This is a genomic window from Streptomyces sp. NBC_00377 (assembly GCF_036075115.1).
In the GTDB taxonomy this organism is placed as follows: Bacteria; Actinomycetota; Actinomycetes; order Streptomycetales; family Streptomycetaceae; genus Streptomyces.
On the sequence record NZ_CP107958.1, the window covers coordinates 6,291,654 to 6,314,184 of the forward strand.

21 protein-coding genes and 2 pseudogenes are annotated in these 22,531 nt (G+C 72.0%); 11 read left to right on the forward strand and 12 right to left on the reverse strand.

Annotated features, from left to right (window positions below):
* The first annotated feature begins 21 nt into the window (after positions 1-21).
* The 7 genes from OHS71_RS27990 to OHS71_RS28020 all read left to right on the forward strand — a co-directional run bounded on the left by OHS71_RS27990 (position 22) and on the right by OHS71_RS28020 (position 6,790).
* A complete protein-coding gene (locus OHS71_RS27990; RefSeq protein ID WP_398148818.1) occupies positions 22-573 on the forward strand; it encodes an RNA polymerase sigma factor in 552 nt (183 codons plus the stop codon).
* On the forward strand, positions 570-1,394 hold the full coding sequence (locus OHS71_RS27995) for a zf-HC2 domain-containing protein (protein ID WP_328482084.1): 825 nt from the start codon (positions 570-572) through the stop codon (positions 1,392-1,394). Before OHS71_RS27990 ends, OHS71_RS27995 begins: the two co-directional genes overlap by 4 nt.
* Positions 1,391-2,227 (forward strand): ABC transporter ATP-binding protein, encoded by an 837-nt coding sequence (locus tag OHS71_RS28000; protein ID WP_328482085.1) that lies wholly within the window; start codon positions 1,391-1,393, stop codon positions 2,225-2,227. Before OHS71_RS27995 ends, OHS71_RS28000 begins: the two co-directional genes overlap by 4 nt.
* Entirely contained in the window at positions 2,224-3,609 is a 1,386-nt protein-coding gene (locus tag OHS71_RS28005; RefSeq protein ID WP_328482086.1) for a hypothetical protein, read from the forward strand. The genes OHS71_RS28000 and OHS71_RS28005 overlap by 4 nt, the downstream gene beginning before the upstream one ends.
* Positions 3,606-4,274 (forward strand): hypothetical protein, encoded by a 669-nt coding sequence (locus tag OHS71_RS28010; protein ID WP_328482087.1) that lies wholly within the window; start codon positions 3,606-3,608, stop codon positions 4,272-4,274. The genes OHS71_RS28005 and OHS71_RS28010 overlap by 4 nt, the downstream gene beginning before the upstream one ends.
* 96 nt (positions 4,275-4,370) lie before the next feature.
* Positions 4,371-4,916, forward strand: coding sequence for an MFS transporter (locus tag OHS71_RS28015; protein WP_328484669.1), 546 nt, complete (start codon positions 4,371-4,373; stop codon positions 4,914-4,916).
* A gap of 389 nt (positions 4,917-5,305) precedes the next feature.
* Positions 5,306-6,790 carry a ricin-type beta-trefoil lectin domain protein gene (locus tag OHS71_RS28020; RefSeq protein ID WP_328482088.1) on the forward strand — a complete coding sequence of 495 codons (1,485 nt, stop codon included), beginning with the start codon at positions 5,306-5,308 and terminating at the stop codon, positions 6,788-6,790.
* Positions 6,791-6,869: 79 nt separating this feature from the next.
* On the opposite strand, the gene OHS71_RS28025 is transcribed toward OHS71_RS28020, so the two are convergent.
* Entirely contained in the window at positions 6,870-7,931 is a 1,062-nt protein-coding gene (locus OHS71_RS28025; RefSeq protein WP_328482089.1) for a LacI family DNA-binding transcriptional regulator, read from the reverse strand.
* A gap of 468 nt (positions 7,932-8,399) precedes the next feature.
* Here OHS71_RS28025 and OHS71_RS28030 point away from each other — a divergent pair.
* Positions 8,400-8,630, forward strand: a pseudogene (locus tag OHS71_RS28030) (hypothetical protein); the annotation flags it as partial.
* Positions 8,631-9,213: 583 nt separating this feature from the next.
* Positions 9,214-9,645: an amphi-Trp domain-containing protein gene (locus OHS71_RS28035; RefSeq protein ID WP_328482090.1), complete on the forward strand. Its 432-nt coding sequence runs from the start codon at positions 9,214-9,216 to the stop codon at positions 9,643-9,645.
* Positions 9,646-9,919: 274 nt separating this feature from the next.
* On the opposite strand, the gene OHS71_RS28040 is transcribed toward OHS71_RS28035, so the two are convergent.
* The 4 genes from OHS71_RS28040 to OHS71_RS28055 all read right to left on the reverse strand — a co-directional run bounded on the left by OHS71_RS28040 (position 9,920) and on the right by OHS71_RS28055 (position 14,076).
* On the reverse strand, positions 9,920-10,951 hold the full coding sequence (locus tag OHS71_RS28040; RefSeq protein ID WP_328482091.1) for a LacI family DNA-binding transcriptional regulator: 1,032 nt from the start codon (positions 10,949-10,951) through the stop codon (positions 9,920-9,922).
* Positions 10,952-11,027: 76 nt separating this feature from the next.
* A complete protein-coding gene (locus OHS71_RS28045; protein ID WP_328482092.1) occupies positions 11,028-11,861 on the reverse strand; it encodes an ATP-binding cassette domain-containing protein in 834 nt (277 codons plus the stop codon).
* Positions 11,858-12,853 (reverse strand): ABC transporter permease, encoded by a 996-nt coding sequence (locus OHS71_RS28050; RefSeq protein ID WP_328482093.1) that lies wholly within the window; start codon positions 12,851-12,853, stop codon positions 11,858-11,860. The genes OHS71_RS28045 and OHS71_RS28050 overlap by 4 nt, the downstream gene beginning before the upstream one ends.
* Positions 12,854-13,053: 200 nt before the next feature.
* On the reverse strand, positions 13,054-14,076 hold the full coding sequence (locus OHS71_RS28055) for a sugar ABC transporter substrate-binding protein (RefSeq protein ID WP_328482094.1): 1,023 nt from the start codon (positions 14,074-14,076) through the stop codon (positions 13,054-13,056).
* A gap of 314 nt (positions 14,077-14,390) precedes the next feature.
* Here OHS71_RS28055 and OHS71_RS28060 point away from each other — a divergent pair, with 314 nt between their 5' ends.
* A complete protein-coding gene (locus tag OHS71_RS28060; protein ID WP_328482095.1) occupies positions 14,391-15,350 on the forward strand; it encodes a carbohydrate kinase family protein in 960 nt (319 codons plus the stop codon).
* A gap of 240 nt (positions 15,351-15,590) precedes the next feature.
* On the forward strand, positions 15,591-15,893 hold the full coding sequence (locus OHS71_RS28065; RefSeq protein ID WP_328482096.1) for a putative quinol monooxygenase: 303 nt from the start codon (positions 15,591-15,593) through the stop codon (positions 15,891-15,893).
* Between the two features lie 53 nt (positions 15,894-15,946).
* Here OHS71_RS28065 and OHS71_RS28070 read toward each other — a convergent pair whose 3' ends face one another.
* The 7 genes and pseudogenes from OHS71_RS28070 to OHS71_RS28100 form a co-directional block, all read right to left on the reverse strand.
* Positions 15,947-16,762, reverse strand: a complete 816-nt coding sequence (locus OHS71_RS28070; protein ID WP_328482097.1) for a hypothetical protein — start codon at positions 16,760-16,762, stop codon at positions 15,947-15,949.
* Positions 16,763-16,792: 30 nt separating this feature from the next.
* Positions 16,793-17,866 (reverse strand): LacI family DNA-binding transcriptional regulator, encoded by a 1,074-nt coding sequence (locus OHS71_RS28075; RefSeq protein WP_328482098.1) that lies wholly within the window; start codon positions 17,864-17,866, stop codon positions 16,793-16,795.
* Positions 17,867-18,009: 143 nt separating this feature from the next.
* Positions 18,010-18,660 carry a class F sortase gene (locus OHS71_RS28080; protein ID WP_328482099.1) on the reverse strand — a complete coding sequence of 217 codons (651 nt, stop codon included), beginning with the start codon at positions 18,658-18,660 and terminating at the stop codon, positions 18,010-18,012.
* A gap of 194 nt (positions 18,661-18,854) precedes the next feature.
* Positions 18,855-19,238: a sortase-dependent protein gene (locus tag OHS71_RS28085; RefSeq protein ID WP_328482100.1), complete on the reverse strand. Its 384-nt coding sequence runs from the start codon at positions 19,236-19,238 to the stop codon at positions 18,855-18,857.
* Between the two features lie 136 nt (positions 19,239-19,374).
* Positions 19,375-19,557, reverse strand: a pseudogene (locus OHS71_RS28090) (TetR-like C-terminal domain-containing protein); the annotation flags it as partial.
* Between the two features lie 85 nt (positions 19,558-19,642).
* Positions 19,643-21,655, reverse strand: a complete 2,013-nt coding sequence (locus OHS71_RS28095) for a sensor histidine kinase (protein WP_328482101.1) — start codon at positions 21,653-21,655, stop codon at positions 19,643-19,645.
* Positions 21,656-21,689: 34 nt separating this feature from the next.
* Positions 21,690-22,469, reverse strand: a complete 780-nt coding sequence (locus OHS71_RS28100) for a response regulator transcription factor (protein WP_328484670.1) — start codon at positions 22,467-22,469, stop codon at positions 21,690-21,692.
* Between the last annotated feature and the right edge of the window lie 62 nt (positions 22,470-22,531).

Here is a 22,531-nt window from a genome sequence, read left to right on the forward strand (position 1 = left end):
CGTCTAGCGGGTGTGAGACGAGTGAGGAAAGCACTGGACGAGCCGGACGAGGAACGTCTCGTCCGGCTGGTGGCCAAGGGCGACCGTGCGGCCTTCGAGGAGCTGTACCAGCGCACCGCGCCATGGCTGGCAGTCCGCCTGCGACGCCGCTGCGCCGACGAACAGATCGTCGCCGAGGTCATGCAGGAGACGTATCTGGCGGTGTGGCGTGCGGCGGGCGCGTTCGCCGGGGCCGCCGTCGGAGGGACCGCCGTCGGCTGGCTGTGGACGATCGCGGCACGCCGCCTCGTCGACGCGTTCCGGCGACGAGCCCACCACGCGCACCCGCCGCTCGCGGCGGCCCCGCGGACCACGGCGCCGGCCGCCGAGGAGGAGGCACTCGCGGCGAGTACCGACGGCGACGTCGGCGACGCGCTACGGCGCCTCGCGCCGGAGCTCAGACAGGTTCTGCAGGCCATGGTGCTCGACGGACTGTCCGTCAGGGAGACCTCGGTCCTGCTCGGCGTGCCCGAGGGCACGGTCAAAACGCGGGCCCGCCGGGCCCGGACCGAGATGCGGAGGGCCCTGACATGAGCGTGGAACACGCGTCGGCACATCTCATCGACGCCTACGCGCGCGGCGACGGCGATATCGCCGCCGACGAGGTGTGGGCCCTGGAAGCCCACCTGGAGGCGTGCCGGGTCTGCCGCGACCGGCTGTCGGCCGCCGTCACGACGGGAGTGCCGGCCGTCACGGCGCTGGTCCGCGCCGTCCGGTCCGACCTCGAACCCCTGCTGTCCGCCACCGCAACGATGCCGCGCGGACCGCGACGCCCCACCTGGTTGTCCAGGTGGGCGGCGCCCACGACGGCACCTTGGCTGGCCATGGTCATGAGCGTGACGCTGCTCGCCCTTCTGCTCGACGTGGCCGGATACGGCACCGGCATGGCACCGGTGCCGCTCGTGCTGCTGTTCGCCCCCGTCCTGCCCGTGCTGGGTGTCGCGGCGTCCTGGTCACGGGGCCTGGACCCGGCGTACGAACTGACCGCCTCCTCGCCCCGGGCCGGGCTGCCCCTGGTCCTGCGGCGCACCGCCTCCGTGCTCGCCGTCGTCGTCCCCGTACTGCTGGCGGGCGGCTGGACGACCGGAGTGACAGCCGCACAGTGGCTGCTGCCCTGCCTGGCGTTCACCTCCACGACCCTGGCGCTGGGCGGCGTGATCGGCGTGACCCGCGCCGCCGCCGCACTCGTCACGGTATGGGCCGCCGTGGTCCTGGCTCCGGCCCTGGCCACCAGCCGCACCCCCGTCGCCCTGGACAGGGACGGCCTGCCCGTGTGGGCGCTGATCCTCACGCTCGCCACCGGTGTCGTCATCGCCCGCAGGGGCGCGTACGCCGTGCTGGGAGCCCATCGATGACCTACCGGAAGGAACACCACGCGATGTCCGCAGTGAGCGGAGCCGACCTGGCGCCGACACGCCACGCCTGGGCGGTCCGGGCCTCGGGCCTGAGAGTGCGGGTGGGCCGCACACGGATGGCCGTCGACGGGCTCGATCTCTCCCTGGGCACCGGCGTGCACGGCCTGCTCGGACCCAACGGGGCCGGCAAGACCACCCTCATCCGCGCGCTGGCCACGGTCCTGCGCCCCAGCGGGGGCACCCTGGAACTGCTCGGTGAGCCCGCCGCGGGAGGCCGGGGGGACCAGCGTGCGCTGCGTCGCCGAATCGGCTATCTGCCGCAGGAGTTCGGCTACTACAAGCGATTCACGGCGCGTGAGTTCGTCGAGTACATGGCGTGGCTGAAGGAGGTTCCCAAGGCGGACATACCCGCCGCCGTACAGCGCGCCGTGGAGAGGGTGGGGCTGGCGGACCGCGCCGACGAGCGGATGAAGGCCCTGTCGGGCGGCATGGTCCGCAGGGTGGGCATCGCCCAGGCCATCGTCAACGACCCGGAGATCCTTCTCCTGGACGAGCCCACGGTCGGTCTCGACCCGGCTCAACGGCTGCGGTTCCGCGAGCTGTTGCAGCAACTGGGCACGGACACCTGCGTCGTGGTCTCCACCCATCTGGTGGAGGACGTCGCGGCCGCCTGCACGGACGTGGTGCTCTTCGCCGAAGGACGCCTGGTCTTCCAGGGCACCCCCGACCGGCTGGCCGCGGCGGGCGGACCCGAGCACGTGGGCGACAGCCCGCTCGAGCGCGGCTACTCCGCCCTGCTGCTCGACCCCGAACAGACGAGGGGCAACTGGTGAACGTCCGAGTCCTGCGTACCGAGCTGAAGCGCTCCCTGGCCCCGTGGGCCGGCGTCGTGGCCCTGACGTCGGCGTCGGCGCTGCTGTACCTGATCTCCGAACCGTGGTCGCAGACCACCACGGCGTGGACGGGCCAGTGGACGTCCATGGCCCTGTGGACCCGCAGCCTGCTGTTCTACCTGTGGCCGCTCGCCGTAGGACTCGGAGCACTGCGGGGCCTGCGCGACCACCGCTCGAAGATCTCCGATCTGCTGACGAGCACACCGCGTCCCCCCTGGCACCGCGCCGCCACGTCGGCGGGCACGACGGCGTTCACCCTGGTCGCGGCGTTCGTGTCGCTGATCCTGGCGGGCGCGGTCCAGGTGGTCGCCCACACCGGGTACACCCACCTGGGGTGGCTGCCCATCTCGCTGGTGGGCGTACTCGCCCTCGTCGCGGGGGCGGTGCTGGGCATGGGGGCCGCGCGGGCCCTGCCCTCCGTGCTCACCCCGCCCGCGCTCGCCATGGGCGCCTTCGTCTTCACGGCCTTCCTGGCCCGGACGGAGACGGCCGCGGCGCCGGGAGCCCCCGGCGCGGAGCCGAACCGGCTCGTCCTGCTGTCGCCCGCCGTGGAGGAGGTACCGAACACGTTCGTGACGCTCTCCGCCTCCGTGCACCTCGGGCAGACGATCTGGATGCTGGGCGTGGTGTCGACCGGTTTCGCGCTGCTGGTCGCCGCGACCCCGCGCACCCGGCTGCTTGCACTGGCGCCCGTCCTGGCGGGCGCGGCGCTCGCTCTGCTCGTCCTGCCCTCCGATCCGCGCCGGATGTTCGTCGTCGACGAGGCCGCCGCGAAGCAGGTGTGCGACGGCTCCGTCTGCGTGAGCAGGACGCAGCAGGCACGGCTCGCCGGCCTGACGGGTCCCGGCAAGGAGGCGCTGCGTCTGCTGCACGGCGCGCTGGGCGGCCGGGCACCGGAGACGGTCCGGGAGAACACCGCCGTGCTGCCGGACGGCGCCACGCCGCGGTGGTCCCGCACGACCGTGCTCTTCGACTTCGACGACGACATGTTCGCCGCCGCGAAGGGCGAGGAGGTGACCAGGGCTCTGATCGCTCAGGGCATGGTGCCGGGATGCAGTCCCGTCGGCTGGAGCACGTTCGGAGGCGACCAGTTCGCGCAGACCGTCGCGGTGGGCTGGCTGCTGGGGGATCTCGAACCGTTGCCCGGCAGCGGGTCGGCAGCATTTGACCGCGCCGTCGTCGCCAGGGTCCGCCCGGTGTGGGATGAGCTCATGGCGCTGCCACGGGCACAACAGCTCGCACGCATCAACGCGATGCGCGCCGCCGCTCTCTCCTGCGAGGGCGACGCGTTCGAGGTGCTCAAAGGCGGTCCGTCCCGGTGAGATGGCTGATGCTGTACGCATACTCGCGTCAGGTGCCCGCGTCGCTCGCCACGGTGCTGATCAGCGCCGCGGCCGTGTGGGTGCTCACCCGGGACGGCAGCGCCGCGCCCGGTGGTGCGCAACTGCCCGCGGTCGTCCTCACCGCGGGCGCCATGGCTCTCTCGACCGGACTCGGCGGGCAGGACCTCGACCTGGACCGCAGTGCCGCGATCCGCTGGGCGCCCCGCAGAGCGGCGCACGTGCTGCTCGGCGGCGCGATCGTCGGCGCCGTGCTCCTGACCGTGCAGGCGGTGGGCCGGGACCTGGCCACCACCGCGTTCGTCGCCCGGGACTGCGCGGGACTGGCGGGGCTGGCCGCCCTCGGTGCGGTCGTCGCGGGCGGGCGGTACGCGTGGGCGTTCCCCTTCACCTGGCTCGCGTTCGCGGTCCTCGTTCCGCCCCTGGCGACCAGTGTGCCCATGAAGGTGGCGACCTGGATGCTGCTGCCGACCGGCACGCCTGCGGCGACCTGGACGGCACTGTGCCTCGCGGTGGCCGGTACGGCGCTCTACGCCCTCGCGGGACCGGAAGCAGTGTCTCGGTGCCCAGCGCGAAGTCGGTGTCCAGGACGAACCGCGGGCCGGTCAGCGGGGTCGCGGTCGTCGAGCGTCGACGTCCCGGACTGAAGTTCAATGCCGGTGGCGGTCGGCTGATCGCCGGGGCCTGATGAACCCCGCCCGTGACACGGAAGCGGGCCCTGCCGTGAACGCCACCCCTGAATCCTGGTCGTCTATGTCGTCGAATCCACCGTTTCGGCCTGGTCGGCCGGCTATCTTCGCCAGACTCTCACCGCCTCCCTCACGGTCGCGCCGCTGGCGTACGCGGCCTACCAGGCCGGCACGGTCATCGGCCGAGCCGCCGCCGATCGGCTCGTTCAGACCCTCGGAGCGGTCTCCGTCGTCCGCATGGCGGCCCTGCTGGCCGCGGGCGCTCTGGCAGCTCTGGCCGCCGCGCCGAACTGGCCGTTCGCTGTTCTCGCGGCCGGGGCGGTGGGCCTGGGCGCGTCCGTCCTGGCTCCGCTGTGGCTTGCCTCCGCCGCCCGGCTGAGTCCCACGGCCTCGGAGGCGGTCCTGGCACGGCTGAACCTCTTCAACTACGCCGGCGTCGTCACCGGGGGCGCCCTGAGCGGACTGCTCGGTTCCACCGGTCACTTCCGCCTCGCCTACGCGGTACCGGCCGCCCTCGTGGTCCTTGTCCCGGCCTCCGCCCGCCATTTCACCCGGCCTTCGAGCTCGGCCCGAAGGGAGAGCCTCCCCCGAACGCCCTGAAGCGGCCATCGAGGCGCCGCCGCGGCACAGGGGTGGAGCCTCTGCACAGGGGGCCCGCTGCGCAGGGTTGGGGACTCGGTCCCCAGCTGGTGTGTGAGGACACCGCGGACGAGTGAGTCCTATCAGCCGGGCGGACGTCGCCGCCTTCCTGCACCGGGCGGCGCACGAACCGCTCCGGGGGCGGCGAAAGGGGTCTGTCGCGTTTCCGAACCGTCACGGGACTTGTCACGAGGACGGGCGGCGTGCCAGTGTCCGGCCATGGTTACGTAACCATGGCCGGTTTACAGGGGTCCGAGCGTCTGTATCCGGACCTTGGTTCATCACTGCCTGGCGGCTCAGGTGACGAACCCGCACTCCGCCCTCCGCGATTTCCGTCACTGGAGACGACTATGACCAAGACCCTGACGAGGTCGAGAACACTGGCCGGTGTGATCATGACCGGCTTCGGCGCGGCCCTCATGCTCCTGACCGCCCCCGCCCCTGCCCTCGCCCAGGCGGCCGCCGAGGCGCCGGCCGCCTCGCACGCGCCGGTGACGCCCGCGTCGAAGGGTGGTACCAGTGACTTCCGCGGGGTGAACTGGGCGGACCCGCGGGACAACTACGCCAGTGACGCCGTGGTGCCCAGCGGACTGTCGGTGAACGACAACTACCGCACCGTGTACCGCACCGCGGACAAGATGGTGCGCGGCTTCAAGAAGAACCTGGGTGCCAACACCCTGCGGCTGCCGATCAACCCGGCGAGCGTGGGCACCACCTGGTGGAAGTCGTACCGGGCGACGATCGACGCGGCCACGGCCTACGGTGACAAGGTCATCGTCAGCTACTGGGAGGCCGACACCAGCAAGGACGGCCTGGTCGACGACACGGCCGCCTGGAAGAAGATGTGGAACACCGTGGTGCGGGAGTACAAGCACAACCCGCGGGTCTACTTCGAGCCCATGAACGAGCCGCACGGCTACACCCTGGACCAGTGGGTGTCCGTCACCAGTGGCTGGCTGGCCCAGCACAAGGACGTCCCGCGCGGCCGGGTCGTGATCAGCGGCACCGGCTACAACGACAACGTCACCGGTGTCGGCGCTGCCCGCGAGCTGCGGGGAACGCTGCTGTCGCTGCACTTCTACGGGTTCTGGGCCGACCACACCCAGCAGTCCGAGTGGGTCGCCGACCTCGAAGCGCGCCTCGGCAAGTACGCCGGCCGGACGATCATCGACGAGGCAGGCGCCCCGATGACCATCGGCCTGAACTACGGCGCGTGGAACGGCAACATCTACACCTCGTACCTCGCGGCCGTGGCCGACACCGCCCGCAGCAAGGGGATGGGGCTGGTGTACTGGCCGGGGCTGCGGTTCGGTGACGCCTACTCGATCGAGTCGCTGGACTCCAAGGGCAACCTGGTGGACAACAGCGCCACCGGAGTCGCGCTGCTGCGCTGGGGTTACGGCTTCGGCAAGACCCCGCCCGTCAACAACCTGCCGCCCGCGCCTCCCGGTGAGGTCCTGCGTGGAGTGGGCTCAGGCCGCTGCGTCGACGTGCCCGGCTTCAGCACGGCCAACGGCACCCAGCTCGACCTCTGGGACTGCAACGCCGGCGGCAACCAGTCCTGGAACTGGAACGCGGACAAACAGCTCACCGTCTACGGCAACAAGTGCATGACGGTGGGAGGCACCGGAGCCGCTGCGGGAGATCCCGTGGTCATCACCGACTGCACCGGCGCGGCGGCACAGCAGTGGAACGTGAACGCGGACCTCTCGGTGACCAGCGTCGCCAACCCGGCGCTCTGCCTGGACGCGGCCGGAGCGGGCACCGGCAACGGCACGGCCGTCGATGTCTGGTACTGCAACGGCAGCAACAACCAGCAGTGGGCCAGGAGCTGACACGTCGCCACCGGTCGCCCCTCGACCACTGATCCGCATCGTACGGGCCCGGCGAGTACCCTCGCCGGGCCCGTACGGGTCAGCGCGGCCGCGCTTCGCCCTCCGGTGACGGCGGTGGCGCTCCGGTGCTCGCGCGGACCACCAGCCGGGTCGGGACCAGGGTCTTGTCGATCATGTCGGGCCCGGTGCGGCCGATCTTGCTCAGCAGCCTCTGGAGGCTGAGCCGGCCGACCGCGGCGAAGTCCTGCCGCACGGTGGTCAGCGGTGGCCAGAAGGCATGGGTCTCCTCCATGTCGTCGAACCCCACCACGCTGACGTCGTCGGGGATCCGGCGGCCGAGCTCGTGCAGGGCACGCATGACACCGAGCGCCATGTGGTCGTTCGCGGCGAAGATCGCCGTCACCTCGGGCCTGCGCCCCAGGGTCAACCCGTGCCGGTATCCGGATCGGGTGGTCCAGTCGCCGTACAGCACCGGGGGCGGGACGATGCCGGCACGGCGCAGCGTCTGCTGCCAGGACTCGACCCGATGGGCCGCGGAGAACGAGGTCGGGGGCCCCGCGATGTGCCATACCTGCTGGTGGCCGAGTTCCAGCAGGTGTTCCGTCGCCTGCCGGGCGCCCAGTGCCTGATCGGTGTCCACCACGGTGTAACCGGGGCCGGTGTCGGAGTCGACCACCACCATCGGAACCCCCGGCGGGAGGCTGAACTCCGTATCGTCCAGGAGGTGCGCCTCGAAGACGAGGATCACTCCGTCGACGGCGGCCTCGCTGAGTCGGTCGTAGGCGCCGGAAACCCTGCCCATGGTCGGGTCCGGCACGGGGATGAGGGTGACGGCGTACTTGGCGCGTGCGGCTTCCCGGGTGATGGCGTCGAGCGTGCGCGCGTTTCCGAACGTCTTGAGCGTGAAGGTGATGACACCGATCGTGTTGAACCGCCCGCTCTTGAGCGCGCGTGCGGCTCCGTTCGGCCGGTAGCCCAGCGCCTGCATCGACTCCACGACCCGCTGCCGGGTCGCCGGGTCGACATTGGTGTGGCCGTTGGACACGCGCGAAACCGTCTGCGGCGCGACACCGGCGTGACGGGCGACATCCGCCATCGACGGCCGGGGCCGTCCGGACACGGGTTTGTCCCCCATCACCATGATCCCCTGTTCCCTGTTTCTCCGGCCCTGACGACAGCCTAAGGGCTGTCCCGTAATCCCTGGTGGATCAGTGCGTGGCGTCAGATGCGGTGCATCGCAAGGCGGAGGCACGTCCGCATACCGGATGTATTCGGGCGTTCCGACAACGCGGCGAGGTGCCGTAGCTGTCGTCGCGCGCCCGCCAGGGATTGCGGGACAGCCCTTAGGCCCACTCGCGGGGCGCCGGCGGTGCGAGATGCCTCGGCAGTACGCACCGCCCCAGCGGCTCGTGCTCCGGAGGATCATGATGTCGGCGGCCCTGGTCGCGGTCCCGCACGGGCCGGTGGTCCTGGCTGGTCACAGCTCCGTGTGCGGCCGGGCCCGGCGTGGCCGGCGGGCGGACCGGGAAGCAGGCGCACCCGGCCGCTTTTGCTGATGCCGGCTGAATGCTGACCCCGGCTTTGCTGCGTATGGCAGTTACCTGCAACAATGTTGCAGCAAGCTGGGTGGGTGGCTGAGAACAACGAATCGAGAGGGCGCCGCGTCCGCACGTCGATGACCCGCAAGGAGTGGGCGAGCCTCGGCGGGATGGCCGCCTTCATCCTGGCGCTGCACGTCATCGGCTGGTTCATCCTCGTGGTGGTCGTCGCGCCCGAGCACTACAGCCTGGGCACCAAGACCTTCGGCATCGGCATCGGCGTCACCGCCGCCGTCACCGGCCGGGCTCGACGCCGATCCTGGTCCTCCACGCCCGGGAGCACGCCTTCTGCCTCCCGTGCAAGAACCGGAAGGCCGACTCGACGTCATCCGCGTAACGCCCGGCCACGTCCTGCCAGTTGACGACGGCCCACATCGCGTCGAGCGCAGCGACCGCGGTGGGCGGCGTGACGCCGTGAGCGCGTCCGTGTCCGCACGGATGTCCTGCTCGTGATCGTCTTCTCCACCTTCACCCGTGGGCGGCACGCCAGAGGGCTCCCGCGAGGCGCGAGGACATGACTTGCGGGAGCCCTTCTGCCGTCGACCACCGTGCCGGCGAGTACGCAGCGGGCCGGCGGACGACTCGCGACCTGCCCCGGTGCACATACGGCCACCGGCCGTGGTCACCGCGACCCCGCGCCCGGCAACTGGCCCACACCGGGTGCCACAGCCGTGCGCGACGGCGGCCCTCGGTGCCTCAGCCTCATGCCACCGGCACCGGCACGGACGAGCGAGGGCCGGGTGCCTCGGCCTTGCGGATGTCCGATCCCGTGCATGGCCGCAGAATTGGCGTTACGGCCTGTTCGTCCCGGAATCGGAGGCGTCCATGAAGGACCTCAAGTTCGAGCAGAAGAGTTCGCTGTCACGCATCGAGGCGGCTGACCGGCTCACGGCGCTCGCAGCCGCCCTGCGGGAAGGCGGGGATGCCGACCTGGAGCTCGGCGCCGGAACGTTGAGCCTGCGGATCCCCGAGAACCTCCGCACCGAGATCGAGGTCGAGATCGGGGGCGGGGAGATCGAGTTGGAGATCGAGTTCAAGTGGCCGACCGCGTCGGCCCGGACCGCGCCGGCCCGCACAGCGTCGGCACGGACGGCCACGGGCTCCGGGACGGGCTCGGGCTCGGGTTCGGGCTCGGGTTCGGGCTCGGGTTCGGACAAGGCCACGAGACGGAAGACCGCGTCGGCGGAGTCCGGCCGAAGCGGCACGGGGGCCGACAGGAGCAAGACCGCGAAGCGGGCCGCCGCGAAAACGTCCTGAGCCGTGCCCGGGACCTCGGGCCGACCGCCACGCTCCGTGCGACGCCAGCTTTCGACGCCGACGTATCCCGCCTTCGCGGCGCGGCCCCTCGCGTCCCGCCCTCGCGGCGCGGCCCCTGCCGAACGGGAGCCGGGTTCCGCGACGGCCCGGGCCACGTCCGGCCCGGGACTGCCACCGTAGTGCCTCAAGGGTGCGCCGCAGCCGGGGGCACCGCACTCCGAGGGGTCGTGGCGGGACTCGCCGTGTCGGCCGCCGTCCGCGGGTCTGCGGGCGGTCACGCCTCCTGCGGCGACGGGGCCGGGAGTTCGCCCGAGCCCCGGACGATCAGGTGCGTGGGGACGGTGATGGTCCGGGCGCGGGAGCGATCGCCGTCGAGCCGGGCCAGGGCCGTGGTCGCGGCCGCCCGGCCGAGTTCCTCCGGGTCCTGGGCCACGACGGTCAGCGCCGGTTCGAGGGCCTCGGCCAGCGACACGTCGTCGAAGGCGACGACGGCCACGTGCTTGCGCCCGCTGCGGGCCAGTTCGGCGACTATGCCCAGCGCCATGATGTTGTTGCCGGCGAACAGGGCGGTGGGCGGATCGGCCAGGCCGAGGAGCCGGGCGGTCGCGGTCTCGGCGCCCCGCTGATCGTGTGCGTTGGTGACGAGCGAGCGGTCGTGGGGGAGACCGGCCTCCTCCAGCGCCGAGCGGTAGCCGGCCAGACGTTCGCGCCGGGTGTACAGCTTCGGGGGCAGGTCGCCGACGAAGCCGATGCGCCGGTGCCCGTGGGCGACGAGGTGGGCGACGCCGTCGTGGGCCCCCGCCCGGTTGGAACTGACGATGCTGTCGGTGGCGAGGCCGACTCCGGGACGGTCGAGGAAGACCACCGGCAGTCCCGCCGTACGGTGGGACTTGAGGTGGGAGTGGTCGGCGCCGACGGACGGCACGACGAGCAGGACGCTGACGCGGCGCGCCAGGAACTTGTCCGTCAGGGCGCGTTCACGCTCGGGGTCGTCCGCGGAGGAGCCCATGAGCAGGGTCAGTCCGCGTTCGCGGACCGTGTCCTCGATGGCGCGCGCCACGGCTCCGAAGAACGGGTTGGCGAGGTCGGGGATGACCAGACCGATGGTGGTGTCCGGGCCGCCGACGCGGATGTTGCGGGCCATCAGGTTCGGCTGGAAGCCGAGCTTGGCCACTGCGGCCAGCACCTGTTCCCTGGTCTGCGCGGAGGCGGGCCCGTCCTCGTTGAGGACCCGGGAGACCGTCTTGGCGCTGACGCCGACTTCTCGGGCGACGTCGGCCAGGGTGGGGCGGCGGTTCGCTGCCATGGAGGAAACCGTCTCCTGAGGGCTCTCGGTTCCGGCCGCGGCCTCGGCCGGAAACTACGGGAGCGGTGTTGTGCTGTCAGGTGGCCTGGACTCCGGCGGCTTTCGCGGCCTCCGAATCCGCTACGACAGTATCTCCGGCCGCGTCGACGGTGAGAGCGCCGGTCATGATGGCGACGACCTCGGCCATGGAGTAGTCGGAGGGCTTGATCACGGCCGCCCGCCGACCGAGGCGGTGGACGTGGATCCGGTCGGCGATCTCGAAGACATGGGGCATGTTGTGGCTGATCAGAACCACCGGCATGCCCTTGTCCCGGACCCGGCGGATGAGGTCGAGGACCTGGCCCGACTCCTTGACGCCCAGGGCGGCGGTGGGTTCGTCCATGACGACGACGCTGCTCGCCCAGGCCACCGAGCGGGCGACCGCGACGGCCTGGCGCTGCCCGCCGGAGAGCGTCTCCACCGACTGCGTCAGCGAACGCAGACCGATCTTCAGGTCGGCCATGTGCTCGGCCGCCTCCTGGCGCATGCGCTTCTTGTCCAGCATGCGCAGGACGCTGCCGAGGACGCCGGGGCGGCGGAGCTCCCGCCCGAGGAACATGTTCGAGGCGATGTCCATCGAGGCGGCGACGGCGAGGTCCTGGTACACCGTCTCGATGCCGTGGGCGCGGGCGCTCTGCGGACCGGAGAAGGTGATGGGCGCGCCGTTGAGGCGTATCTCGCCGGCATCCGGGACCACCGCGCCGGTGAGGGCCTTGATGAGGCTGGTCTTGCCCGCGCCGTTGTCCCCGATGACGGCGAGGACCTCGCCGGGGAGCAGGTCGAAGTCGGCGCCGTCGATGGCGGTGACCTGGCCGTACCGCTTGACCAGGCCGCGGGCCTGGAGGACGGGGGTGGGGGTGGTGGCGCTCATCGGGCCTTCCTCCGGGAGATCTGGTCGACGGTCACCGCGAGGATCACCAGGACGCCGGTGATCAGGGTCTGGTAGATGGAGGCGACGCCCATCAGCTGGAGGCCGTTGCGGAACACGCCGACGATGAGGACGCCGATGAAGGTGCCCAGGACCGAACCGCGGCCGCCGAAGAGGCTGGTGCCCCCGAGGACCACCGCGGTGATGCTGTCGAGGTTGTCGGTCTGTCCGGCCTGCGGGTCGCCGACCCCGGTGCGGGAGATGAGCAGCAGGGCGGCGACGCCGTACAGCAGGCCGGCCACGGTGTAGATGCCGATGGTGAGACGGGAGGTGCGGATGCCGTTCAGCCGGGCGGCCTCGGCGCTGTTGCCCAGGGCGTAGACGTGCCGGCCCCAGCCGGTGCTGCTCAGCGCGTAGGCGAGGAGGAGGAACAGGGCGATGGTGACCAGGGAGCCGTAGGTGATGTCCGTGTGGCCCAGCGGGAAGGTCTCCCCGAGAGCCGTCAGGGGGCCCGGCAGACCGGTGACCGTCTGCTCCTCGGAGTAGATGTGGGTCAGCGCGAACGCCACGTTGAGCATGCCGAGGGTCACGATGAACGGCGGCAGCGGGATCTTCTGCACCAGCAGCCCGTTGAGCAGCCCGAAGCCACCGCAGACGGCCAGCCCCAGCGCGATCGCGACGAGCGGCGGGATGGAGCCCTCGGCCGCCGTCTTGGCGATCACGATGCTGCCGAACGCCATCACCGCCCCGCACGACAGGTCGATCCCCGCCGTCAGGATGATCAGGGTCTGCCCGATGGCGAGGGTGCCCACGACCATGACCTGCTGCACGATCAGCGAGAAGTTCCCGCCGGTCAGGAACCGGTCGGTCGAGAAGGAGAAGAAGGCGCAGGCCAGCAGGAGGGCGGCCAGGGGTCCGGTGGTCGGCGCCGTGAGCAGTCTGCGGGCCGTGGTCGGCGCTTTGAGCTCCGAGTACGGCGTGGTCGTGGCTGTCATGCGAAGTCCTTGTCGGAAGACAGAAGTCCTTGTCGGAGGACGGGGTTTCGAGCGGCTCCGGCGAACGACGCGCGTCCTGCGGAGGACCCGGCCCCGCCGCGGGGACAAGGGAGGGGGCGGACGTCCCCGGTCGGGGGGATGGGCCGACCGCCCCGCCCAGGGGAGTGACGGTGTCGTACGGTCCCGGGGGCCGGGGAGGCTCAGCCCCAGCAGTTCTCCAGGCCGTAGGCGGTGTCCTTCGAGGTGACCCCGGCCTGCGCCTTGTCGGTGATCAGCGTGACGCCGGTGTCGGTGTAACCGGACGCCTTCTTGCCGTCCTTGGCGTACGTCACGACGGCCTTGACGCCCTCGGCGGCCATCTTCAGCGGGTACTGCTGCGAGGTCGCGGCGATCTTCCCGTCCTTGACGGCCTGGGTGCCGGTGCAGCCGCCGTCGACGGAGACGATCAGGACGTCCTTCTCCCGGCCCTTGGCCTTCAGCGCGGTGTAGGCGCCCAGGGCCGCCGGCTCGTTGATGGTGTAGACGACGTTGATGTCCGGCGACTTCTGGAGGCAGTTCTCCATCGCCGTCTGGCCCTTGGCCTGGTCACCGCCCGTGTCCTGGGCACACACGACGTCCTTGTCGGTGGCGCCGAAGCCCTTCAGGAAACCGTTGTGCCGCTGGACGCCGACGGAGACGCCCGGCGCCAGGTCGAGGGCGGCTATCTTCGCGGTCTTGCCCGCCATGGCCGCCTTGGCGTACTCGCCGATCAGCTGGCCGGCCTTGAGGTTGTCGGTGGCGAAGAGGGCGTCGACCGCGGACTCCGGCTCGGTCGGGGTGTCCAGCGCGATGACCAGGACACCCTTGGCGCGGGCCTTCTGGATCGCGGGCACGATCGCCTTGGAGTCGCTCGGGGTGATCAGGATGCCCTTCACCCCGGCGGCCACCATGTTCTCGATGGCGGTGACCTGACCGGCGTTGTCCCCGTCGAACTTGCCCGCCGCGGTGGACAGTTGAGCGCCGTTCTCCTTGGCTGCCTTCTCCGCGCCCTCCTTCATCTTCACGAAGAACGGGTTGGTGTCGGTCTTGGTGATCAGACCGACCTTGACCTCGCCCGAGCCCGAGTCCGAGCCGGAGGAGCCCGAACCGGAGCCGGAACCGCAGGCCGTCAGGGTGAGCGCCGCGACGCCCGTGACCGCGGCGGCTCTGAGGAGGGAGGAGGACAGGCGAGTGGTGCGAGACATGATCGACTCCTGAGGGATAGCGGGCGGTACGGGTTGGGATCGGAGCGGGCCGCTCGGAGTGTCATCGTTGACTTATGTCATCGTTGACACTGCCTGGCCAGGATGATGGACTCCGGATCCCGGCAACGTCAATGCCTTCCACCCGTCACAAATCGGCAACGTCCGTGACCGCCGCCCTCGCACGACCGGTCAGTGGCCGTATCGCCGCCCTGCCCGGCGCACGGTCCTACCGACCCCGTCAAGATCTTCCGAGCCCCGCCAAGACCCTCCTAGACCTTCCGAGACCTTCCGAGCCTGCCGAGAGAGAGCAGCCCATGAGCCCGCGTCAGATCACCGTTCTGGGGGAGTGCGTCGCCGACGCCTTCGCGGAACCGGCGAACGCCTCGAACGAACTCGCTCTGCGGGTGCTGCCCGGCGGCGGACCCGCGAACACCGCGGTGGCCCTGGCCCGGCTGGGCACACCGGCCCGCTTCCTGGCCCGGCTGTCCGGCGATGTGTTCGGCCGGCTGTTCCGGGCCCACCTGGAGGCGTCCGGTGTGGACCTGTCGGACGCCGTCGCTGCCGCCGAGCCGAGCACGCTGGCCGTGGCGGAACTGGACGCCACCGGGCAGGCCGCGTTCTCGTTCCACGCCCAGAACACGGCCGACTGGCAGTGGACCGCGGACGAACTGGCCGGGGTGGACCTGTCCGCGGCGGCCTGTGTGCACACCGGGTCACTCGCCCTGGTCAGCGAGCCCGGCGGAGCGGTGGTGGAGGATTTCCTGGCGGTGGCGGCCCGGCGGACCACCGTCAGCATCGACCCCAACGTCCGGCCGCTGCTGGTGCGCCCCGAGGTCTACCGCGCCCGGCTGGCCCGCTGGTGCGCTCTCGCGGACATCCTGCGCCTGAGCGAGGACGACCTGGCACTCCTCCTGCCGGGCACCCCGCCCGAGCAGGCGTGCGACATCTGGCATGCCGCCGGGGTGCGGCTCGTCGTGATCACGCTCGGCGCCGACGGCGCCCTGGCCTCACTCGACGGCGAACGGGTGCGGCTGCCCGCGGTGGCCACCCGGGTCGTCGACACGGTGGGCGCGGGGGACTCCTTCACCGCCGGCCTGCTGCACCACCTCGGTGCCCGCGGACTCCTCGGTGGCAGACTGACCGGGCTCGGTCTCGACGAGGTCGCGCAGGCCTGCCGGTTCGCCGCCCGGGTCGCGGCCCTGACCTGCTCGGTCGCCGGCCCCAATCCGCCGTGGCAGGACCAGCTGACACAGCTTTCGGCCACCGGCGCCTGACGGGCGACGAGGTCGGGGAACCGGACACGAAGGTCCCGCGACCCCACCGTCGGCGCCCCGCAACCGACGCCCGCCGGGCCACCTCCGACGCCGGAAACGCCGCCGCACGACCGACGCCGGGATCCATGACGCAGAGAGTCCATGACGCCCGCAGTCGACGCCCGTAACGCCACGCCGCCGCACGACCCACGCCCCGCAACCTGCGCCCACCGGCGCCACGACCGACAAGGACACGAGACCGTGAAGAAGACCCTGCTCGCCGAGTTCACCGCCCGTGACGGAGCCGAGGGCGAGGTCGCCCGTCTGATCGGCGACTACGCCCTGAAGGTGCGCGAGGAAGAAGGCAACATCACCTTCGACGTCTACACCAGGGCAACCTCCCCGCGCGCCTTCTGGATCTTCGAGGTGTACCGGGACGAGGACGCGTTCCAGGCCCACCTGAAGGCCCCGTACGGCGGCCCGTTCAACGCCGCACTCGTCCCGCTGATCGAGGAGGATGCCTCCGTGCTGACGTTCCTGGACCCGCTGACCACCCGCCCGTGACGAGCCGTCGTCCGCGAGGGCCCGCCATGTGACCGACGGTCACCGGCGGGCCGTCAGCGCAGCACCAGCGCGTCCCCGTAGTGCCGCAGTGCCACGGCGAGGGCAGCGGCAACGGTGACCGCGAGGGCCGGTGCGGCGATGTCCGCCGCTCGGCGTCCGGTGGCCCACGCGGGCAGGAGTCCCGCGGGAACGGCCGACGCGCACAGGACGACCGCGAGTCCGGCCAGGGAGCTTTCGAGGAGCACGGTGACCAGCAACTCGAACGGATTGCGCCAGTCGCCGAAGCGGGCCGCCCACAGGGCCGTCGAGGTGAGCACGGTGGCGACGATCGCGGCGTACAGGGCATGGCAGAGACCGCCGGATCCCCGCAGCGCGACGAGCACGCCGGCGCAGACGGTCCCGGCACACAGCGCGGTCAGCACATCCAGCCGCCACATTCCGGTCCCGTCGCCGACGGCCGAGGCCGGCCGGTAGGCCAGCCGGGTCACGACCGAGGCGGCGACGGCGGCGACGGCCGTCAGCGCCGCGAGCCGGTACGCGGCCCGGTGGGTGTCGCGTGCGGCGGCCCACAGGGCCGGGACGGCGATCGCCGCCAGTGCCACGGCCTTGTACGCGCCCGACGGTGAGTGGGGGCCGTCCAGCAGGGCGGCGTTCAGCACCCGGTCCGTGCGGAACACGCTGAAGTCCATGGCGAGCCACAACGCGCCGCCGAAGATCAGTGCGCCGACCGCGATCACCGTCAGCCGGTCCCGCGGCCCGATGCGGTCGGCCCCGCGCCGACGGCTCCACAGGTCGGCGAACGCCGTGGTCAGCGCTGCGGCTCCCACGACGGCCACGGGAAGGACGATCAGCAGCGGCCATCCGAGCACGGTCCCCTCCGGGGCGGTGCCTTTCCGGGGTCAGGCGTCCGGGGCGCCCGAGCTCTCGCGGATGATCAGTTCGGTGCCGGCGAACGTCGGGGCGGGGAGCCGGTGGTCGTTCTCCAGTTGGCGGCGCAGCAGAGCGAAGGCGTCGCGGCCCAGCCCCTGGAAGTCCATCCGGACGGTGGTGAGGGAGGGGGTGACGAATGCCGAGTGCGGGGCGTTGTCGAAGCCGATCACGCTGACGTCTCCCGGTACCGTCCGCCCGGCGTGGTGCAGGGCGCGCAGTACGCCCAGCGCCAGGTCGTCGTTGCCGCACAGGATCGCCGTGACGCTCGGGTCGTCGGCGAGTTCCCGGCCCTGGTCGTAACCGGCCCGGGCGTCCCAGCCCTTGCCGCCGTGCGGCTCGGGCGGGGTCACACCGGCCGCCTCCAGGGCCCCTCGCCAGCCCTGCGCGCGCGGTCCTTCCGAGCCTCCGGTGCCCACCGACGTCGGGATCGCGACGTAGTGGACGGTGCCGTGGCCGAGCCCCAGCAGGTACGCGGTGGCGGCACGGGCCGCTTCGCGGTCGTCCGCCCATACGGCCGGACGGGGAGGGGTCCGGCCGTGGGACGGCGCTTCGACGATCGCGGCGCACGGGACGTTCTCCGGAATCCGGTCCAGGGCCGAAGCGGCGAGCCGGTCGAAGCCGATGACCATCAGTCCGCCGCCCTCGGCCGCGGCCGAGGAGATGGTGCGGTCGAGGTCCTCCTCGGGTGTCAGCAGCTTCACGCCGAGTGCGTAGCCCGCGGCTCGGGCCGCCTCCTCCAGGCCCTGGAGGGTGGCCGCATAGCCGTACAGGGTGGTGTTCGACGTCAGTACGGTGACCGCTCGGGTGACGCCGCTGGCCAGGGCGAACGCGGTGGCGTTGCGCCGGAATCCGAGTGTCTGGATCGCGGCCTCGACCCGTTCACGGGTCTCCTCGCGGACGTTCGGGTGGCTGTTGATGACCCTGGAGACGGTCTGGTACGAGACGCCCGCGGCCTTGGCGACGTCCCGGATGCTGGCAGCCTTGCGGGGTTCCCGTTCGGCATCCGGGAGACTGGCAGGGCTTCTGTGACCGGTCACATCCATTTGCCGATTGTCCGCGGTCATCACGTCGACGGTCAACAGAAGGCGTCGATTCGCCGGTGATCGTATCAAGGGGGCAGCCGGCGAGGCGGGCGTGATGCGCGGGAGCAGCGGCGGGGCAGGGTCAGGGGCGGTTGGCGTCGTCCTCAGTCCTGCGTGGCGTAGACGATGAGGTTGTTCACCGGGTGCCCCTGGGCGTCGAAGTCGCCGTCGCAGGTGATCAGCCGCAGGGCCCGGTCCCCCGTCGGGCCGTAGACCTTCTCGGTGGGGAAGGAGCTCTTGCTCACGCTCTCGGTGCTCGTGACGGAGAAGTGCGCAGCCTTTCCCCGCCGGTCGGTGACGGTGATGTCCGCACCCTTCGCGATCTTGTGGAGGTCGTGGAAGACGGCCCTGCCGAACCGGGTGTCGTTGTGGCCGATGATGACGGCGGCACCGGGTTCACCGGGCACGGCCCCGCCGGTGTACCAGCCGGCGGTCATGCCCTTGTCGGCAGGCGGGACCTCGACGGTGCCGTCCGTGTGGAGACCGAGCTCCATCAGCGAACTGCTGATGCCGAGGGAGGGGATGGAGACCTCGACGGGGGCCGGAGACCGCTCGGTCGGCTGAGCGCCGCCGGACGCCGGAGCGCCCGCGGCGGTCGGGGAGGCCGGGTCGGCCGCGGCGGCGGTCTTTCCCGGCGCGGACGAACAACCGGTGAGCACGGCCAGCGTCACGGGTACGGCGAGGACGAGGCGGGCGAAGCGGGCGGTGGCCGGCAGGGTGGCGCGCCGCCGTACCGGACGGTGTGCAGGGGACACGACGGAACTCCAGGCAGGGACGGGCGCAGGCGCGGCGAGACGCGGCGGCGCGGGTGGCACGGGTGACAGGCGATGGCGCCGCCCGGTGAGGGGCGGCGCCACGTGGTGCCGGTCGGACGGGGCGGGCGGGGTCGGCCGGGGTGCCGGCCGCAGGGTGGGCCTGGTGGGCCGGGATGCCGTTCCGCGTCCGTGGGTCAGTCGTGGTGCCGGGCGGCGGTGCGGCGGCGCACCACGAAGGTGCCGGCGCCCGCGAGCAGCAGGGCGCCGGCGGCCGAACCGGCGAGAGCGGTGGTGTTGTCGCCGTCGCTCCCGGTCTCGGTCACGGCCTCGCCCGCGGCGACACCGCCCCGCGGCAGTCGGTCGTCGCTTCCGGCGTCCCTGGGGCCCTCCTTGGCCTCCTTCGCCTTGGCGGCCTTGTCGGCTTCGGCCTTCCTCTTGGCCACGGCCGTGTCCTGGTCCGTGGCGGGGCTCGCCGACGGGGTCGGGTCGGCGGCGACGGCCGCGGTGGCGGGGGCGAGCAGCACGCCGCTCGCGAGGGCGGTCAGTACGGCGAAACGCAGGGTGAGACGGCGGGGCATGTACGACTCCAGTGCCGGCCCGGCCTCCGTGACCGAGCGCTTGACCGAAGACTCGCCCTTAGTTGTGAAGAAGCTGTCAGAGCGTCATGGTCATCGGGTCATCGAGTCACCGGGTCATCGAGGCGGCGGGGCGCGGTCAGAGACTGCGGAACACCTCCACGGTCGTCCATCCGCGCAGCGTCGCGTGAATCGACGAGCGGAATGCGGCCTCGGCCGTGGCGGCGTCGAGAGCCCCGGCCAGTTCAAGAGTCACGAGCCCGTGCAGGGTTGTCCAGATCGAGTGGGCGATCGCCGTTGCGTCGCCGGCGAGGACGGACGAGAAGAAGTTGCAGCCAGGGACCGGCAAAGGCGGGCGAGACTGCGAAGCCGCCCGGGCCCTGCGCGAAGTACGGCCAAGGGTGAACTCACTCCTGGTCCGGAAAGGAACCGTCGGTCATGGGGTCATCGGGTGGTTGCGGGGCGGGGAGCCGCAGGGTGAAGACCGAGCCCCGTCCCTCGGTGCTCGCCACGGTGACCGTGCCCCCGTGCGCCTCGGCGAGCTTGAGCACGATCGCCAGCCCGAGACCGCTGCCGCCGGTGCTGCGGTTGCGGGACTTCTCCGCCCGCCAGAAGCGGTCGAACACGTGCGGGACGTCGGCCGCCGGGATGCCGCTGCCGGTGTCGGACACCTCCACGGCCACCTCGTCCCCGGCCCGCGTGACGTACGAGCGCAGCGTCACCCTGCCGCCGGCCGGGGTGTGGCGCACCGCGTTGGAGAGCAGGTTGCTGACCGCCTGGCGCAGCCGGACCGGGTCGGCCTCGACCGGCGGCACAGGAGGGGAGCCGGGCGCCGTGCGGACCTCCAGGGTCACGCCCGCGGTCTCGGCAGGTGCCAGGTGTGCCGCGGCGACCTGGCCGAGCAGGTCGTCGACCCACACCGGCTCCCGGTGCAGCCGCAGCGCGCCCGCGTCCGCCGCCCCCAGGTCCTGGAGGTCGTTGATGAGGTGCTGGAGTTGCAGCGCCTCGTCGAGGAGCGAGGAGACGAACGCCGGGTCCGGCTCGGCCAGTCCGTCGTGCGCGGCCTCCAGCCAGCCACGGATGTTGCTCAGCGGGGTGCGCAGCTCGTGGGCCACGTCGCTGACCATCACCTTGCGCTGTTCCTCGAGCCGGGCCCGGTGTGCGGCCATGTCGTTGAAGGCCGCCGCCAGCCGGCCGATCTCGTTGTCCGGGCCGACCGGCACGGGCGCCAGGTCCAGGCCGTCCCGCATACGCTGAGCGGCGCCGGTGAGTGCGTGCAGCGGACGTACGAGCCGGGCTCCGGCGATCACCGAGGCGCCGACGGTGAGGGCGAGGACGAGGGCCGTGACACCGGCGATGCGCGCGGTGTTGGCCGGTGAGAGGTCGAAACCGGACACGCTGACGGCGCCGGGGCCGTCGATGAACAGCAGGGCGGGCGCGGCGACATAGGCCGTGAGCTGTTCCCGGCGGGCGCTGCCGACACAGGCGGCCACGGCCCGGTCGTTCCCGCTGTCGCGGGTGCGCGGGGCGGCGTCGGTCGGACGGCCGGCCTCGGCCGCCTTCTTCTCGTCCGTCCGCCGCTTGACCGCCTCCTCCTCGGTCGAGCCGGTCTCGGGCACGGGGACCGGCTCCGCCGAGCCGGTATCCGTGGCTCCCTGCCCGTATCCCCGGTCCCAGGACAGGTCCAGGTTCAGGTTCGGCTTCACGTCCGTCAGGCCCTGCCGCTTCAGACAGGCGTCGGCGAGCTGCTCGAGGGCGCGCAGCGCCTTCTCCTCGGTCGGGGTCGTCCCGGCCCCGTCCGAGGCCAGGCACCTCAGCTCGAGGCCGCGGTCGGCGCCGTCGCTCACGAACCGGACCCGGGGCCGCCCGCTGGGACTGTCGACGACATCCGCGGCGATGCCCATGTCCGCGAGGCACTCCGTGCTGCGCGAAGTGGCCCGGCGCAAGGCCGCGCGCTCCTTCGCGGGCAGCAGGAACGGCCCCACGGCTCGTGGGTCGACACGGTCCGTGCCGACCGGAACGGCGTCGGGCACCAGCACGGTGTCGACCGACAGGGGGTCGACGACCGCCGACGCCTGCCGCGGCAGCGAGGCGGCGGGCGAGGCGCCGGCGGCGGAATCGAGGAGCGGCTGACGGCTCTCGGTGGTCAGCACGATCCGGCGCCCGGACTCCCTGGCCAGCTTCCGCACGGTGCCGGCGGCGCCCGCCCAGTCGGGGTGGCCGGCCGCGTAACCCAGCAGGGTGTCGTAGATCCGGGCGTCGGCACTGAGGTTGCGCCCCTGCTCCTGGCGGATCGCTACGGAGGTCGTCTGCACGGTGAGCCAGGCGGTGGCGGCCACCGAGCACGACGCCACCAGGGCCGACACCGTCAGCAGCCGGCCGAGCAGGCTCCTGCGGAGCGGCGGCCGCGTCGGCTTCATCCGCTTCGTCCGTTCCCCTCGCGGCGGCTGCTCGTCACGACGACGCACGGCGGGTGTCCTTCGCGGGGTCGGTCAGCTTGTAGCCGACGCCGAACACGGTGATCAGCCGGACGGGCCGCCGCGGGGCCCGTTCGATCTTCTTGCGCAGATGCATGACGTGTACGTCGACGGTGCGGCCGCTGATGTACTTGTCGAAGCCGTGCAGTTCCGCCAGGAGCCGCTGTCTGGTGAACACCCGGTCGGGCTCGGCCGCCATCGCCGCGAGGATGCGGAACTCGCCCGGGGTGCACACGACCGGGGTGCCGCCGACCGACACCTCGTGCCGGACCGGATCGACCCTGAGCGCGCCGACCGTCAGCGTCTCGTCACCCCGGACGGGTACGGGTGTCTCGGGTGCGGGTGCCACGGGTACGGCCGCGGAGGCGGGGCCTGGGGCGGGATCGGGCACGGAGGATGTCGTGCGCCGGTTGCGGCGCAGCAGCGTGCGGACCCGGGCCACCAGCTCACGGGGGCTGAACGGCTTGGTCATGTAGTCGTCGGCGCCGAGATCGAGCCCGAGCAGGAGATCGTCCTCGGTGCTGCGGGCCGTCAGCATGAGGACCGGTATCTCCCGGTCCTCGGCGCGCAGGATCCGCACCACGTCGAGGCCGTCGGCCCGCGGCATCATCACGTCGAGGACGAGCAGGTCGGGTTCCCGGTGCCGGACCTCCTCGAGAGCCGCACGGCCGTCCCCGACGACCGTGACCGCGTGTCCCTCGTGTTCGAGGTAGCGACGCACCAGCTCTGCCTGTTTCGCGTCGTCTTCGGCGACCATGATGTTTGCGCACACGCCGAGGATCGTAGCGAGCGCCCCACCGTGCACCGCGGCAAGTGGTC

What these genes read in the sequence shown, in the direction of transcription:
- OHS71_RS27995 (WP_328482084.1), top strand. Translation starts at nt 570, where the DNA reads ATGAGCGTGGAACACGCGTCGGCACATCTCATCGACGCCTACGCGCGC.
- OHS71_RS28000 (WP_328482085.1), top strand. Translation starts at nt 1,391, where the DNA reads ATGACCTACCGGAAGGAACACCACGCGATGTCCGCAGTGAGCGGAGCC.
- OHS71_RS28020 (WP_328482088.1), top strand. Translation starts at nt 5,306, where the DNA reads ATGACCAAGACCCTGACGAGGTCGAGAACACTGGCCGGTGTGATCATG.
- OHS71_RS28025 (WP_328482089.1), bottom strand. Translation starts at nt 7,931, where the DNA reads ATGGTGATGGGGGACAAACCCGTGTCCGGACGGCCCCGGCCGTCGATG.
- OHS71_RS28035 (WP_328482090.1), top strand. Translation starts at nt 9,214, where the DNA reads ATGAAGGACCTCAAGTTCGAGCAGAAGAGTTCGCTGTCACGCATCGAG.
- OHS71_RS28040 (WP_328482091.1), bottom strand. Translation starts at nt 10,951, where the DNA reads ATGGCAGCGAACCGCCGCCCCACCCTGGCCGACGTCGCCCGAGAAGTC.
- OHS71_RS28045 (WP_328482092.1), bottom strand. Translation starts at nt 11,861, where the DNA reads ATGAGCGCCACCACCCCCACCCCCGTCCTCCAGGCCCGCGGCCTGGTC.
- OHS71_RS28050 (WP_328482093.1), bottom strand. Translation starts at nt 12,853, where the DNA reads ATGACAGCCACGACCACGCCGTACTCGGAGCTCAAAGCGCCGACCACG.
- OHS71_RS28055 (WP_328482094.1), bottom strand. Translation starts at nt 14,076, where the DNA reads ATGTCTCGCACCACTCGCCTGTCCTCCTCCCTCCTCAGAGCCGCCGCG.
- OHS71_RS28060 (WP_328482095.1), top strand. Translation starts at nt 14,391, where the DNA reads ATGAGCCCGCGTCAGATCACCGTTCTGGGGGAGTGCGTCGCCGACGCC.
- OHS71_RS28075 (WP_328482098.1), bottom strand. Translation starts at nt 17,866, where the DNA reads ATGGATGTGACCGGTCACAGAAGCCCTGCCAGTCTCCCGGATGCCGAA.
- OHS71_RS28085 (WP_328482100.1), bottom strand. Translation starts at nt 19,238, where the DNA reads ATGCCCCGCCGTCTCACCCTGCGTTTCGCCGTACTGACCGCCCTCGCG.
- OHS71_RS28095 (WP_328482101.1), bottom strand. Translation starts at nt 21,655, where the DNA reads ATGAAGCCGACGCGGCCGCCGCTCCGCAGGAGCCTGCTCGGCCGGCTG.
- OHS71_RS28100 (WP_328484670.1), bottom strand. Translation starts at nt 22,469, where the DNA reads ATGGTCGCCGAAGACGACGCGAAACAGGCAGAGCTGGTGCGTCGCTAC.